Genomic DNA, 15,612 nt, shown 5'->3' on the forward strand with positions numbered 1-15,612 from the left:
CTAAAGGAGAATATAATGAGCCAACAACACGCGATCATTGGCATTGATGGCATGACTTGTGATGGCTGCGTCAATAGCGTGACGCGCGCCTTGCAGCAGGTGACAGGGGTGCAAAATGTGCAAGTGAGCCTATCAGACCAACGCGCTAAGATTGATTTTGATGATAGCCAAACCAACGTTGCAGCCCTGCGTGAAGCGATTGAAGATGCAGGGTTTGATAGCGTTTGATTTGACAAAACCTGTGGTTGCCCACATAGTTAGGTTAATCGCTTAACCAAATTGATCGCAACATGGGGGCAACCATGCATCCATCGCCCACACCCACCGATACCACCCATCTACCTGTATCCGACGCACAGGCGGACACAGCGGCTTTAACGCTGGCTATTGATGGTATGACCTGCCAAGCCTGTGCCAGCCGTATCGAAAAAGTCCTTAACAAAAAAGCCGCCATCCTACAGGCGGATGTCAATTACGCCAACGAACAGGCACAAATCCGTTACGATGCCACCGCCACCAACCCCGATGCCATCATTGCATGGATTGGTAAAGCAGGCTATCAGGCGCAGGTGGCAGCCTCGGCACTTGCCGCGTCTGATGATATCGCCGACGATGCCAAACCACCGCTGCGTTTGGTATTGACGTGGCTGTGTCTAGCACCTTTTTTGGTTGGTATGCTTGGCATGTTGTTCGGTTGGCATGGCGCAATGCTGCCCGTGGCGTGGCAGTTTGTGCTGGCAAGCGTGGTGCAGTTTGGCACAGCGTTGCCTTTGTATCGCAGCGCATGGGCAAGTGTGCGTGGCAGACTGGCCAACATGGATGTGTTGGTGGTGCTGGCAACGCTGACAATTTGGCTGTATTCGATTTATCTGTGGCGATTTGCACCTTCCCATGGGGTGTATTTTGAAGCAGGCGTGATGGTGATAGGCTTTGTTCAGCTGGGTAAATACCTTGAGCAGCGCACCAAAAAAACCAGTTTAAACAGTATCAATTTGCTTTTGACTCTCACGCCGACCCAAGTGTCCGTCAAACAAGCCGACGGTAGCTGGCAAACCCAAGATGCGGCAGACTTGCGCCGTGGGCAGGTGGTACTGGCTGGTACAGGCACGCGCATTGCCGCCGATGGGCAGGTCATTGCAGGCGACGGCTGGTGTGATGAAAGCCATTTGACAGGCGAGTCATTGCCCCTACAAAAAACCGTTGGCAGCCGTGTGCTGGCAGGCGCGTTGGTCACCGATGGCAGCGTAGAATACCGTGTCAGCGCGACGGGGCAGGCAACACAACTGGGCGATTTGATACAGGCCTTGCATGACGCACAAGGCAGCAAGGCAGACATGGCACGGCTTGCCGATAAGGTATCGGCGGTGTTTGTGCCTGTGGTGGTTTTGCTTGCGCTATTGTGTTGGTTGGTCAATCGCGCGGTAGGCATCGCAGCGGATGACGCGCTGCTGCGTGCGGTGTCGGTGCTCGTCATTGCGTGCCCGTGCGCGCTGGGACTTGCGACCCCTGCGGCGATTATGGCAGGCATGGGGGTGGCTGCGCGGCATGGGGTGTGGTTTAAGGACGCGCAGGCCTTGGAGGCGGCAGGCGGTATTGACACCTTGGTGTTAGACAAAACGGGGACGCTGACCCAAGGCACGCCACAGGTTATCGCTGAGTATCAAACGCCTGCATTTGCGGCGACGGGGCTGGATGAGGCTACGCTACTGTATTTGGTTGGTGAAACTGAGCGGCGCACCAACCATCCGTTGGCCCGCGCATTGACGGCATTTAGCCAACAGCGACTTGCCACTGTATCGGCTAAAACACGCCAAATGCTCAGCCAAGATTTTGATATTGGCAACGTACAAACCGTGGCAGGGCAGGGCGTGCAGGCGCAAGTCAGCCAGCTTAGCACGGGCAAAAACTTTGTCCTAAACATCGGTAGTCCTGCATGGCTTGGGCTAACGTTGCCTGATGAGATCGCGCAATCGTCAGCGTGGCAAATCGCCAGCCAAGTGGCAGTCAGCGTGGATGGCACACCTGTGGCGGCGTTTGCCTTGGCAGACGCGCTCAAGCCTGAGGCAGCGGTTGCCTTGGCAGACTGGCATGACATGCGGCTTGATGTGTGGCTGCTAAGCGGTGACAAGCCCAGCGTGGTGCGGCATATTGGCGAAAAATTGCGCCTACCTTCTGCGCAAACTTTGGGAGATATGCGCCCAACTGACAAAGCCGAGCACATTCGCGCGCTGCAAACACAGGCTCAGCGCGTGGCGATGGTGGGCGATGGTATCAACGACGCACCAGCGTTGGCGGTGGCAGATGCCAGTTTTGCCGTTGCCCATGCTACTGATATTGCCAATCACAGTGCAGCAGCGCGTCTGCTTGGTGGTGGTTTACAGCAGCTGACCGCGGCGTTACAAATCGCCCGTGCGACCCTACACACCATTCGGCAAAATCTGTTTTTTGCTTTTGTGTATAACGCCATTGGCATGGCACTGGCAGCGGTTGGACTGTTAAACCCCATGGTAGCTGCCGCGGCAATGGCGATGAGCTCGCTGTCGGTGCTGTTTAATGCGCTACGGCTCAACCGTTGGCACGCGCCACATGCGGATAAGATTTCATCTTAACGCGCGCAAGATTAGCAAAAAATCTGCGCCGACTGTGGTATGATAGCGCCATTTAAGTGGCTTATCTGCTTAGCTTTATTGTTGGTTTATTGACTGGTTTAATTTTTTTGCCAAAACTTGTGTAAGGACAGCCCATGTACGCCGAAAACACCACCCAAAACAACCAAATTATCGACATCGTGGCGCGTGAAATTTTGGATTCACGCGGTAACCCAACGGTAGAAGCCGATGTCATCTTAGCCGACGGCACGGTAGGCCGCGCCGCCGCGCCCAGTGGTGCATCAACGGGTTCGCGCGAGGCGTTAGAATTGCGTGACGGCGACAAAAACCGCTACTTGGGCAAAGGTGTCAAAAAAGCCGTTGCCAACATCAATAGCGAAATTCGGGCGGCATTGGTGGACAGTGATGTCACCGCCCAACGCGCGCTGGATGACAAATTGATTGCCCTTGATGGCACTGACAACAAAGCCCACTTAGGCGCAAATGCCACCTTGGCGGTATCGTTGGCGGCGGCGCGTGCAGCAGCGGCTTCGCAAAAATTACCGTTGTTTCAATATATTGCCAATCTACGCGGGCAAACTTCATTGTCTATGCCTGTTCCGATGATGAATATCTTAAACGGCGGTGCACACGCCGACAACACCGTGGATATTCAAGAATTCATGATTGAACCAATTAACTTTACCAGTTTTGCTGAGGCACTGCGCGCAGGGACAGAAGTTTTTCATAGCCTAAAATCGGTGCTCAAAAAGCAAGGTTTAAATACCGCCGTCGGCGATGAAGGCGGTTTTGCGCCCAATTTACGCTCAAACGAAGAAGCTATTACCGTCATCATGCAGGCGATTGAGCAAGCAGGCTACCAAGCAGGCAAGGATATTTATTTGGCGCTTGATTGTGCGTCGAGCGAGTTTTATCGCGATGGGCAGTATGTACTGGCAGGTGAGGGTAATAAGGCGTTTGATGCGCATGGCTTTGCCGATTACTTGGCGGATTTGGTGCGCCAATACCCCATTATCTCGATCGAAGACGGCTTGGATGAGTCTGATTGGCAAGGCTGGGCATATTTGACCGAGAAATTGGGCAAAACCGTGCAGTTGGTTGGTGATGACTTATTTGTCACCAATCCAAAAATCTTGCAACAAGGCATTGATCAACACATCGGCAACGCGATTTTGATTAAATTTAACCAAATCGGCACGTTGTCAGAAACCTTAGATGCTATTTATCTTGCCAAACAAAACGACTACGCCACGGTGATTAGCCACCGTTCGGGCGAAACCGAAGACAGCACGATTGCTGACTTGGCGGTGGGTACTGCCGCAGGACAAATCAAAACAGGCTCACTGTGCCGTTCTGACCGTGTGGCAAAATATAACCAACTGCTGCGCATCGAACAGATGGTGACCGCAAGCTACCACGGTGCGCAAGAGTTCATCGGCTTGCGTAACCCCAAGGCATAAGATTGTAAACGGTTTTAAACACCGTGGTTTAAACAAGGCGCACAACAGGTGCGCCTTTGGTTTTTTTGTGGTCAAGTCATGCAAAAATGCTTATCATCCGTTTGCCGATTTGCTAGAATAAACGCCAGATGTCACCATGACTGCGCCACGTTTTACCGCCTTGACCACCAAGCTTTGATTGTACCTCATGACCCATATCCGCCAACTGTTGATGATTGTGTTTGCCATGGCCGTGCTGCTGGCGTTGCAGTGGCAATATTGGTTTGGCGTGAATGGGCATGGCGATGTGGCAAAAATTAGCAAACAAATCAGCGAACAACGCTACATCAACAGCGAGCAGCAAAAAGCCAATGCCGTATTGGCGGCTGATGTCAATGACCTCAAAAATGGCTTAGAAGCGGTTGAAGAACACGCGCGTGTGGATCTGGGGCTGATTAAAGCAGGCGAGACGTTTGTCCAAATGTCCACCGCCGAGCAGGTGTATAGCCCTGACAGTAACCCCGACAGCCGCGATAGCACTGTGAGCCGATCAAACCCTTGATGGCGGTATGCTATCTGCCCAGCCCATCTAATTTACCCAGCTTTTATCTTAGCCCTAAGCCATCCATGTCAAACCCCAACCAAACCACCGCGATGCCCAATATTCATGCGCTGATTGTTGCCGCAGGCGTGGGCAAGCGATTTGGCGGCAGCGTGCCCAAACAATACACGTGCATTGATGGGCAAACTGTGTTACAGCACAGTGTCGCGGCGTTGGCGCAGGTGGCAGCGTTGGTGCGTTGTCATGTCGTGATTGCGCGTGATGATGCGTTTGCCCCGACGTTGGATTTTGCGTTGCCGATTCATTGGGTTGAGGGCGGTGCAGAGCGCATGGATTCGGTGCGCCATGGCGTGCAGGCGATTTGGCAGGCAGGTTTTGACAGTGCCGATGATTGGGTATTGATTCATGACGCGGCGCGTCCATGCGTGCAGGCGGCAGACATTGCGCGGCTGATTGCACAGGCAACGCAGCACCCAGCAGGCGGCCTGCTAGCCGTGCCCGTGCGCGATACCGTCAAACGCGCCACCGTGCAAAACGGCCAAACCTTGGCAGCAACCACGCTGGCACGTCATGAACTGTGGTTGGCACAAACGCCGCAGCTGTTTCCGATTGGCAAGCTAATCAATTACCTTGAACAGGCGCAGACATTGGGACTTGGCTTTACTGATGAGGCCAGTTTGTTTGAGCACTTTGCCCAAAATACGGGTGAATATCCGCTGTTGGTTGAGGGCAGCCACAGCAACATCAAATTGACCTTTGCCGAGGATATCGTGTTTGCCAAAGCGTGGTTGCCGCACATTTAGTGTGGTTGGATTTTTGGGCAGTGGGTTTGGGTTTTAGATAAAAAAGATTTTAAACCAAGAAGGTTTTAGGCAAAAAAAATCGCCCCTCTTGACAAGACGGACGATTTTAGAATAAGTGGCGTCCCCACGGGGATTCGAACCCCGGTTACCGCCGTGAAAGGGCGATGTCCTAGGCCTCTAGACGATGGGGACGCAGAAGACGGTTAGGATATGCAATAAAGCACTTTGCCCAAGCGGAAGCATATAATAGTGTTTTTGACCGAGCGCGTCAAGCATTTTTATGCGATTTTTGTGATTTTTTGCCAAATTTTTTGTGATGGTTAAAACGTGGCGGATACTGGCTGGTACGATAAACGCAGGCGATGCGTGTGTGGGTAGTGTTGGCGCAGGTTTTCGGGTAAGATAGGCGGCAAACTTGCTGGCTGGTAGGGTCTGACGCTACAGGCTGCCAGCTTTGAGGGGTATAGCGTTGGTCATTTTTGGATTGACACGTTAATGAATGGTCTAACGACAGTTAGCCACACACAGTGGGAGCAACGACGATGAAAATCGCCATCAGCGCAGGCATTGAATACGCCTTAAACGTCAATTATCGCACGATTGGGCTGGATTCGACGGATTTTACCAACATCGCGGCGGTGGTGGTGACGATGGCGGATTTGCCGTTTGTTCATGAGGAGTTGGACAGTTTGGGCTTTGATATCCCAACGTTTGTGGCGATTAAATACGGCGATAGCGTGCCCGATGCGTGGTTGCCGCATGTGTATGGCGTGCTTGAGCTTGCCGATGACCAAAAATATTACAACGGGCAGTTGGTCAATGCGGCGGCAAGTGATTATATCGCCACGCTGGATCCGCCGTTTTTTCAGGCATTGATGGAGTACACCGATTACGGCAACGCGGCGTTTGATTGCCCAGGGCACCAAGGTGGGCAGTTTTTTCGTAAGCATCCATCGGGACGGCGGTTTTATTTGTATTTTGGCGAGCCGTTGTTTCGCGCCGATTCGTGCAACGCCGATGTACGTTTAGGCGATTTGCTGATTCATGAAGGCCCAGCGTATGAGGCACAAGCCCATGCCGCCAAAGTATTTAACGCGGATAAAACCTATTTTGTGCTCAATGGCACGTCGTCATCCAACAAAATTGCCATCGGTGCGTTGGTGACGCATGGTGATTTGGTGTTGTTTGACCGCAACAACCACAAATCGGTGTATCAAGGCGCATTGACGATGGCAGGCGGCACGCCCGTGTATTTAGAAACGGACCGCAATGCGTACGGCTTGATTGGTGGGATTCCTGCGTATTGTTTTGAGGAAGCTGAAATCCGTGCGCGTATTCGTGAGGTCGCGCCCGAACGCGCCGATGCGCCGCGGCCGCTGCGTTTGGCGGTGATCCAGCTGGGCACGTATGACGGCACGATTTATAACGCGCGCCAAGTGGTGGATAAAATTGGCCATTTGTGCGATTATATTTTGTTTGATAGCGCATGGGTGGGCTATGAGCAGTTTATCCCGATGATGCGTGATTGCTCGCCTTTGTTGCTTGAGCTGGGTGAGGACGACCCTGGTATTTTGGTCACCCAATCGGTGCACAAGCAGCAAGCAGGGTTTTCGCAAGCCTCACAGATTCACAAAAAAGACAACCACATTCGCGGACAGGCGCGGTATGTCAATCATAAACGCTTTAACAATTCGTTTATGATGCACGTCTCAACAAGCCCGTTTTATCCGCTGTTTGCCTCGCTCGATGTCAATGCCAAAATGCATGAGGGCAAAGCTGGGCAGCGCATGTGGCATGAGTGCGTGGTCGGCGCGATTGAGGCGCGTAAGATGCTGCTGGACACCTGTGAGCTGATTTTGCCGTTTGTACCGCCGACGATTGATGGCAAGCCGTGGCAGGATTATGACACCGAGGTGATTGCCAATGACATTCGGTTTTTCCGTTTTGAGGCAGGCGCGCGTTGGCACGATTTTGCCCATTATGCACAAAATCAATACTTTATTGACCCGTGTAAGCTGCTTTTGACCACGCCTGGCATTGATATGCAAACGGGCGAGTACCAAGCCACGGGGATACCTGCGGCAATTTTGGCACACTATCTGCGCGAAAGCTCGGTGATTCCTGAAAAAGCTGACCTCAACTCAATTTTGTTTTTGCTCACGCCTGCTGAGACGTTGGCAAAATTTCAACATTTGGTGGCGCGGATTGTGCGTTTTGAGCGTCATATTCGCAATGACAGCCCCGTCAGCGACGTGTTGCCGACGCTTGCCAAGGCATTTGTGCATTACCGTGCGTTGAGTATTAATCAGCTGTGCCAACAACTGCATGATTTTTATAAGCAATATCAACTCAATCAGCTGCAAAAGCAGATGTTTGAGCGCGCGCACCGCCCCAAAGTTGCCATGAGTGCGTTTGATGCGCATGTGGCGTTTATCAAAAATCAGATTGAGCTGGTGCCTTTGGGTGAGATTCGTGGGCGTATCGCGATGGAAGGCGCATTGCCCTATCCACCGGGGGTGTATTGTATCGTACCAGGTGAGGTATGGGACGGAGCGGTGTTGGATTATTTCTTGGCATTAGAAGACGGTGTCAATCGCTTACCGGGCTTTGAGCCTGAGGTGCAAGGCGTGTATTGGGACTACAACGACGCTGGGCGCAAGACCGCCTACGCGTATGTGTTGGCCAAAAACACGGCCAATTAAGCGGCTGTTGCCCCAATCAGCGCCCAATTGCCATCATTTTGTCAAATTTGCGCGTTAAACTTATGTGTTTGAATAAATTTTGCTATCTAAGTAAGCTATGATGACAGACCCATGTGACAAACCCTCAGGTGATAAGTTGCCTTGGCGTCACACGACAGGGTTTTAAAATTGCTGAGTGATTGGACTATCAAATAACTAGACACAAGGACAGGCAACGGCGTGGCAAGTTTGGCTTTGACATCGGCAAATACAGTGGAGATGCCTGCGCATCGCCCATCGGTGTGGTGGTGGCTGCTTGGGCTGCTGATGCTTGCCGCAAGCTTGGTTGTGCAGCTGCCTGCGGCGTGGTTGGTCAAAAAATTTGCGCCCAACAACCCTTATTTGCAACACGTGGCGGGCAATCTGTGGCACGGACAAGCCAACTGGCAGCTTAGCGTGCGCCCCAATCAGCCGCTGGTTGGCACAGTGGATTGGCAGTGGCAGCCGTGGCGTTTATTGACAGGCAACATGGGTTTTGCTATCAAAATCGACAGCCGCCAAACCCAGCTGACGGGCACGATTGCTCTAAATCGCACAACATGGCAAGTCGCTGATGTCTCAGGAAAAATCACCGCTGAGACATTGCGCCAACTGGTTGATTGGCAACTGCCTGATACGCCACTTGTGGTAAATCACGTGCACGTCAAAAAAACCAAACAAGGCTACCCCAAAGCCGACGGCACACTCACGTGGGCAGGTGGCGAGGTGGGCTACCCCAACGCAGGGCGTGTGTATCAGCTAAATTTACCAACCATATTGGGGACTTTGACCAGCGAAACAGCACGCACGGCAGGTGGAGCAGCCAATAGCGGGACGAATGGCGCGGTGCTACACCTGGCTTTAACCAACGAACAAGGACAACGGCTTGGCGATTTGCGTCTGGACAATGATGCCATGCTGGATGTTGCCTTGACCCAGCGGCTACTTAAAACCATGCCAAAATATCACGGCAAAGGCGTGGATGACAGCGTGATTGTCACCACCCGTCAGCCGATTGGCGCGTTACGCTAGGGCAGTGCCAGTATGAAAACATCGCTTCGCGCCGTCCGCTCAGCAAATAGCCCTGCGTCTGCAGTCACCGTCAATGTTTTGGCAAAATTTTATCCGTTGCTGTTATTGCTGATGTTGGTGTGGTTGGCATGGACGGTTGCACGGCTGATATGGCTGGTGCTTGCCCCACCAGTCATCCCCAATTTGCCGCCTGTTGCCTTGCAATCATCCGATACCGCACCGATGAGCAGCAACGCCTTGGATATATTCGCCCAGCCCATCGCGTCCACACCTGCGCCAGCCGAGCCTGCGCCACCGCCTGATATCAAGGTATTGGGCGTGACCGTGGCAAGCCCTGCGCGGCTGTCGTTTGCCATCATCAATGCCGACGGCAAAACCCAAAGCGTGCGCGTTGGTGACCTAATTGCTGAGACTGATTACCAATTATTTGCCGTGCACGCGGATCACATCGTACTGTTGGCAAGCAATGGGCAACAAGCCCAAGTCAAGTTTGGTGAGCCCTTTGCGCTTGACCAAAGCGATGCCATCCGCGCCAAACAAAGCGAAGCGGGCAGCAACAGTCTATTGCCGCCGCCAAGCCCTACGCTGTCTACCGATGCCAGCCCCATGCCAAGTGGCAATCCTGACCACGAGCGCGACGACCCAAGTGAACCTGCCAGCCCAAGCAATCTGACGCCTGCGCCCACGCAAGAAACGGGTGCTAAAAAAGCCCTGACAGGCGCGATTAACAACCTTGAGCAAAACCCTGCTGCCTACCTCAGCCAAATGGGTGTTGCCGCAACAGGTGAGGGCTATTTGGTCACCGATGGCACACCAGCAGGGCTCAAAAGTCGGCTGGGCTTGCAAACGGGTGATCGTGTGGTGTCGGTAAACGGGCAAAACGTTGGCGTAAGCCCACAGCAGGATGCCGAACTGCTCAAACAAGTGCGCCAGTCAGGCAATGCCCAAATCCAAGTCCAGCGCGGTGACCAAGTCATCACCGTGCGCCAATCGTTTTAGACGGTTGTATTTTGCCAAAAGATTTTGTTAAGGTACTGTCAGGTTTAAAGACCGATGTGCAAGAACCCTGTTAGGAAAGTTATGAACGCTCAACCTCGGTTTGCCGCGCCTATGCGGTTGTCAAAGTCTTTCGCCCGCGCATGGTTGGGTGCGTGTTTGCTTGCCGCCACAGGTCTGACCAGCCTAAGCGCGCACGCTGAGACAGGCTACAAGGTGCATCTACAAGACGCGGATATCAAGGCATTTATTGACCAAGTTGCCAGTATCACGCACAAAAACTTTGTCCTAGACCCACGTGTCAATGGCAATGTCACCGTGATTGCCAACAAAACCTTATCCGAGCAAGAAGTTTATGATTTATTTTTGGCGGTGATGAAAGTCAATGGCATTGTTGCCATCAATCGCGGCGATATTACCGAGCTGGTGCCCGACTCAGTCGCCAAGCAATCGGGCATTGATGTGGATTTGCGCGGACGCAGCAGCGGCAGTCAAATGACGACGCGGATTTTTTATTTGACCAACACCAATGCCAACGACATCTTAAACGTTTTGCGCCCGATGATGCCGCCGTACGCCAATGCCACAGCGGTCAATAGCCTCAACGCGGTGATTTTGTCCGACCGCGCCGACCACCTCAACGAATACGCCAAGCTGATTGCCAACCTAGACAACAACATCAACGACCAGCTTACCATCATCCCCTTACGCCACGTCGATCCCAAACGCATGATGGACTTGCTAAATTCATTAATCGGCACGACAGGCGGCGGTAGCAGCGCGCCAGCATCCGCACAGGGGCAGGGCGGGCAAGCCAGCGGTGTTAGCAGCAGCGGCAACAACGGGCTAATTAGCCTAATCGCTGACCCTGCCGCTGACCGTTTATTGGTCAAAGGTAGCCCTGAGCTGACCGCCAAAGTGCGCCAAATGGTTGAGCAGCTTGACACAGTATCTTCCAAACGCTTGAGTGGCTTACGTGTGTTTCGCCTCAAATACGCCAGTGCGCCACATATCGCCGACATGCTACGCGCTTTACTGGCTTATCAATCCATCAACAGCGCAGGCGACCGCAGTACCTTGCAAGCCACGTCGATGTTTGATACCACCAACAACACAAGTGCCACCACCTCGACGACCAGCACAACCAGCGAAAACTCACCCACAGGTTCGCCGATTAACACCAGCACGACCAGCACCGCAGGGGCTAGCAATGTCAGCACAACGGGGCGACCCTTTAGCATTATCGCTGACCAAACCCAAAACTCAGTCATTGTCAATGCCAGCCCTGAGCTGATGCCAGAAATTGAAGCCGCTATCGAGCAGCTAGACAGCCGCCGTGACCAAGTGCTCATTCAAGCCGCCATCATGGAAGTCTCGGGCAATGACACCCAACAACTTGGCGTACAATGGGCGTTGGGCAGTGCCAACAGCGGTATCGGGATTGTCAATTTTAGCAACGTTGGTGCAGGGCTAACCAACCTTGCTGCCGAAGTGTTACAAAAATCTCCCGGCTCAGCCGCTGCTGCCGTCTCAGGCGCATTCTTGGGCTTAGGTGACAGCCGCGTCAATAGCAGCGGTAACCGTGAGTTTTATGGCGCGATTCTACAAGCCATCGACAAAACCAATAGTGCCAACCTACTGTCCATGCCGTCTATCGTCACTTTGGACAACGAAAAAGCCAATATCTTGGTTGGGCAAAACGTGCCATTTGTCACAGGCTCTTACACCACCAACGGCAACAGCTCGACCAACCCATTTCAGACCATCACCCGGCAAGATGTCGGGGTAAACCTCAATGTCATTCCGCACATTGGCGACAACGGCACGGTACGCCTTGAGATTTCACAAGAAGTGTCATCGCTTGTCGAAAATACGCTCAATAACACCAGTGGCGTGGTCACCAACAAAAACCTCATCCGCACCACCGTGCTGGCAGACGACCAACAAACCATCGCGCTTGGCGGCTTGATGCGTGACAACAGCACCTACAACCAACAAAAAGTGCCGGGCTTGGGCGACCTACCGGGTATTGGCGGCCTATTTCGCTCAAAAAGTAAAAACGCCGACAAAACCAACCTTATCGTATTTTTACAACCAACGATTTTACGCAATGGCAGCGCCGTGGCAAGCGTTACCGAGCGCAGCCTTGATGGCATACGTACCATGCAACTGGTGATTGACAAAAACGGCACACTCAAGCAGCTACCGCTCAATGTCGCGCCCATGTATCCAAACCCTGCGCCTGCGCCCCGTCAAGGCGAGCTCAATGTAGCGACCAATGACTTGGTGCGCCCAACCGCACAAAACCTAACCAACACACCCGTTGCACGGCGCACCACAACCATGCCAACTACCACAAGCGATAGCCAACCTGCCGTGCCTGTCAGCGTGACCACACCCACAAACGCCACCACGCCGATCACCGTCATACCCACGCCGCCAGCCGTCACGCCCGTGCTTGACAGTACCGCATCAAATCCCTAAACTTGAGCAAATTTAACCATGCAATCATCTCAAACCCTTACAAATTCAATCAGTTAAGAGATACCGTCATGTCTGCACCGCACGCCCCATCCACCACCCAATCGCCTTTGGCATGGCAGCTTATTGGCTTGTCGCCTGCGTTGGGTGATCTGACCTTGAACGTCGATCGCGACTTGACGGTCGGACGCAATGCGCAAAATGATATCGTGCTTGCCAGTGGGCAGGTATCACGCCAACACGCGCGTTTATCCATTCAAGCCAAGCGATTGCAGCTACAAGACTTGGGCTCGGCCAACGGCACATTTGTCAATGGCAAACGCCTATCGGGTGAACCCGTCACGCTGCAACTTGGCGATGAAGTTGCCTTTGCTGATTTGGCATTTGTCGTGGCAAGCGAGGATTTAGCCGATGGCATGGACGCGCTAGCAGCGGTGCTAACCACACCCAACACAGCGACGACCGAAGTGTATACCATCAGCCACGAACCACCAACCGCCAAAGCCATTGCCACAGATAACGCGATTCACACCACCGCCACCGCCGATATCGACACACCAACCATCAGCCCTGCACCTGCTACCAAACAGCCACAGCCTACCCCCATGCCAACGCCCACAGCAACTGATGATGCTATGCCCAAGGCTGCCGCACTTGCGCCAACACCCAGCGAGCCTGCACCTGCGCTATTACCAACCGCCAGCGAGGATCACCACGAGCTTGCCAAACAAGGCAGCAAGCATAGCACTGTTGCCATTGCCGTCGTCGTGATCGTGGCGTTGATCATCATCGTGGCATTGTTTTTTCGCTAACCCTGCCACCAACGCATAAAAATACCACCAAAATGCGCTGTTGCACCCATTTTGGCAAAATAAATGCAAAAAAATAAAAAAAACACTTGCAACCTGCGAAAATTTTGCTAAAATGCTCACCACTTTCAAGCAATGCCAATCAGCCGCTAGCCAACACCAAGGCAGCAACACTGAAGGCAAAACTGCTAAGCCGGCTTAGCTCAGTTGGTAGAGCAACTGACTTGTAATCAGTAGGTCGCCAGTTCGATTCCGGCAGCCGGCACCATTTAGCAGATTAGTCTTGAAAGACCCTTTGGTGGGATTCCCGAGCGGTCAAAGGGGACGGACTGTAAATCCGTTGCGAGAGCTTCGAAGGTTCGAATCCTTCTCCCACCACCATATCTGCGATGTTATAGATGCAAAATCAGCTTGCGGGTGTAGTTTAGTGGTAGAACCTCAGCCTTCCAAGCTGATGGTGCGGGTTCGATTCCCGCCACCCGCTCCATACCTGCATGCTTACATCTCATCTAAAAGCCACCCATGGCTGACCACACGCTCATATAGCTCAGAGGTAGAGCACTCCCTTGGTAAGGGAGAGGTCCCGAGTTCAACTCTCGGTATGAGCTCCATAGCTCCCAGTGACGCCTAAACGCTCATCCGCACCAGTTTTTATAAGCATTTACGTATTTGCACCCATCTATTTACAAAAAAAACTGCAAAATTTTACCAAAACCTAGTAAGATTTGAAGATTTGTGCTATATTATTTTTTCTAAAACCTATAAATTTAAGATAAAATCCCCACATCATCAACTGTGCAATATTTTGTCTTAAACGCTCACTTGCGGCTTTAGGCAAGAATCGTTAAAATTGCGCTAAGCAATCAAACCCACAGCTTTTTATAAAGCCTATGGGCTAACTTGAGAGGACATAACCATGGCAAAGGCCAAATTTGAACGCACCAAGCCGCACGTCAACGTCGGCACCATTGGACACGTTGACCACGGCAAAACCACATTGACCGCGGCGATTGCAACCGTAGCCGCCAAGAACTACGGCGGAGAAGCCAAAGACTACGCCTCAATCGACTCAGCGCCAGAAGAAAAAGCGCGTGGTATCACCATCAACACCTCACACATTGAATACGACACCCCAACCCGTCACTACGCCCACGTAGATTGCCCAGGGCACGCTGACTATGTCAAAAACATGATCACCGGTGCAGCGCAGATGGACGGCGCGATTTTGGTCGTATCAGCCACCGATGGTCCTATGCCACAAACACGCGAACACATCCTACTATCACGCCAAGTAGGCGTACCATACATCATGGTATTCCTAAACAAATGCGACATGGTAGACGACGAAGAACTTCTTGAACTTGTCGAAATGGAAGTGCGCGAACTACTATCAAGCTACGACTTTCCTGGTGACGACACCCCAATCATCAAAGGCTCAGCCCTAGAAGCCCTAAACGGCAACGACGGCAAATACGGTGAGCCCGCCGTTGTAGAACTGCTAGAAACCCTAGACAGCTACATTCCAGAACCAGAGCGTGCGATTGACAAACCCTTCTTGATGCCAATCGAAGACGTATTCTCAATCTCTGGACGCGGTACGGTAGTCACAGGGCGTGTAGAATCAGGCATCATCAAAGTTGGTGAAGAAATCGAAATCGTCGGTATCAAACCAACCCAAAAAACCACCTGTACAGGTGTTGAGATGTTCCGCAAAATGCTAGACGAAGGTCGTGCAGGCGAGAACTGTGGCGTGTTGCTACGTGGTACTAAGCGTGAAGAAGTACAACGTGGACAAGTCTTGGCAAAACCAGGCTCAATCAAACCACACACCAAATTTGACGCAGAAGTCTACGTATTGTCAAAAGAAGAAGGTGGCCGTCACACCCCATTCTTGAATGGCTATCGCCCACAATTCTACTTCCGCACCACAGACGTAACAGGCGCAATCACCTTGCCAGAAGGCGTTGAAATGGTAATGCCTGGTGACAACGTTGAGATGAGCGTTGAATTGATTCACCCAATCGCGATGGACAAAGGCTTGCGCTTTGCGATTCGTGAGGGTGGTCGCACCGTGGGCGCAGGCGTGGTATCGGAAGTTACTGCGTAATTGTGCTTTAGGTGATACACCGCAAAAAGAGCTGCCCGTGGGTGGCTCTTTTTT

Annotated in this window: 11 protein-coding genes and 5 tRNA genes; 15 read left to right on the forward strand and 1 reads right to left on the reverse strand. The window is 52.5% G+C overall.

Features of this window, described 5'->3' with window-relative positions; translation table 11 throughout:
* The first annotated feature begins 15 nt into the window (after positions 1 to 15).
* The 5 genes from AC5L4R_RS04835 to ispD all read left to right on the forward strand — a co-directional run bounded on the left by AC5L4R_RS04835 (position 16) and on the right by ispD (position 5,413).
* The gene (locus AC5L4R_RS04835) at positions 16 to 228 is read left to right on the forward strand and encodes a heavy-metal-associated domain-containing protein (protein ID WP_494472933.1); all 213 of its coding nucleotides are present in this window, start codon (positions 16 to 18) and stop codon (positions 226 to 228) included.
* Positions 229 to 290: 62 nt separating this feature from the next.
* Entirely contained in the window at positions 291 to 2,609 is a 2,319-nt protein-coding gene (locus tag AC5L4R_RS04840; protein WP_494472934.1) for a heavy metal translocating P-type ATPase, read from the forward strand.
* 134 nt (positions 2,610 to 2,743) lie between these two features.
* Entirely contained in the window at positions 2,744 to 4,069 is a 1,326-nt protein-coding gene (eno, locus tag AC5L4R_RS04845; protein ID WP_494472935.1) for a phosphopyruvate hydratase, read from the forward strand.
* A 187-nt stretch (positions 4,070 to 4,256) separates the two neighbouring features.
* Positions 4,257 to 4,610: an FtsB family cell division protein gene (locus AC5L4R_RS04850; protein ID WP_494472936.1), complete on the forward strand. Its 354-nt coding sequence runs from the start codon at positions 4,257 to 4,259 to the stop codon at positions 4,608 to 4,610.
* 65 nt (positions 4,611 to 4,675) lie between these two features.
* Positions 4,676 to 5,413 (forward strand): 2-C-methyl-D-erythritol 4-phosphate cytidylyltransferase, encoded by a 738-nt coding sequence (gene ispD / locus AC5L4R_RS04855; RefSeq protein WP_494472937.1) that lies wholly within the window; start codon positions 4,676 to 4,678, stop codon positions 5,411 to 5,413.
* 116 nt (positions 5,414 to 5,529) lie between these two features.
* Here ispD and AC5L4R_RS04860 read toward each other — a convergent pair.
* Positions 5,530 to 5,605: transfer RNA gene (locus AC5L4R_RS04860), tRNA-Glu, on the reverse strand.
* A gap of 350 nt (positions 5,606 to 5,955) precedes the next feature.
* Here AC5L4R_RS04860 and speC point away from each other — a divergent pair.
* The 10 genes from speC to tuf all read left to right on the forward strand — a co-directional run bounded on the left by speC (position 5,956) and on the right by tuf (position 15,558).
* Complete coding sequence (gene speC / locus AC5L4R_RS04865; protein ID WP_494472938.1) at positions 5,956 to 8,115, forward strand: ornithine decarboxylase; 2,160 nt, start codon at positions 5,956 to 5,958, stop codon at positions 8,113 to 8,115.
* Between the two features lie 219 nt (positions 8,116 to 8,334).
* On the forward strand, positions 8,335 to 9,165 hold the full coding sequence (gene gspN / locus AC5L4R_RS04870; RefSeq protein ID WP_494472939.1) for a type II secretion system protein N: 831 nt from the start codon (positions 8,335 to 8,337) through the stop codon (positions 9,163 to 9,165).
* A 12-nt stretch (positions 9,166 to 9,177) separates the two neighbouring features.
* Positions 9,178 to 10,164, forward strand: coding sequence for a type II secretion system protein N (locus AC5L4R_RS04875; protein WP_494472940.1), 987 nt, complete (start codon positions 9,178 to 9,180; stop codon positions 10,162 to 10,164).
* Between the two features lie 81 nt (positions 10,165 to 10,245).
* The gene (gspD, locus tag AC5L4R_RS04880; protein ID WP_494472941.1) at positions 10,246 to 12,645 is read left to right on the forward strand and encodes a type II secretion system secretin GspD; all 2,400 of its coding nucleotides are present in this window, start codon (positions 10,246 to 10,248) and stop codon (positions 12,643 to 12,645) included.
* Between the two features lie 68 nt (positions 12,646 to 12,713).
* The gene (locus AC5L4R_RS04885; RefSeq protein ID WP_494472942.1) at positions 12,714 to 13,454 is read left to right on the forward strand and encodes an FHA domain-containing protein; all 741 of its coding nucleotides are present in this window, start codon (positions 12,714 to 12,716) and stop codon (positions 13,452 to 13,454) included.
* Positions 13,455 to 13,643: 189 nt separating this feature from the next.
* Positions 13,644 to 13,719 (forward strand) — tRNA-Thr (locus AC5L4R_RS04890).
* Positions 13,720 to 13,748: 29 nt separating this feature from the next.
* Positions 13,749 to 13,832: transfer RNA gene (locus AC5L4R_RS04895), tRNA-Tyr, on the forward strand.
* 32 nt (positions 13,833 to 13,864) lie between these two features.
* Positions 13,865 to 13,938: transfer RNA gene (locus AC5L4R_RS04900), tRNA-Gly, on the forward strand.
* 49 nt (positions 13,939 to 13,987) lie between these two features.
* Positions 13,988 to 14,062: transfer RNA gene (locus tag AC5L4R_RS04905), tRNA-Thr, on the forward strand.
* A 305-nt stretch (positions 14,063 to 14,367) separates the two neighbouring features.
* Positions 14,368 to 15,558: an elongation factor Tu gene (gene tuf / locus AC5L4R_RS04910; protein ID WP_067057544.1), complete on the forward strand. Its 1,191-nt coding sequence runs from the start codon at positions 14,368 to 14,370 to the stop codon at positions 15,556 to 15,558.
* The last annotated feature ends 54 nt before the right edge of the window (positions 15,559 to 15,612 follow it).

Source organism: Faucicola sp. SE7633 (assembly GCF_059264685.1).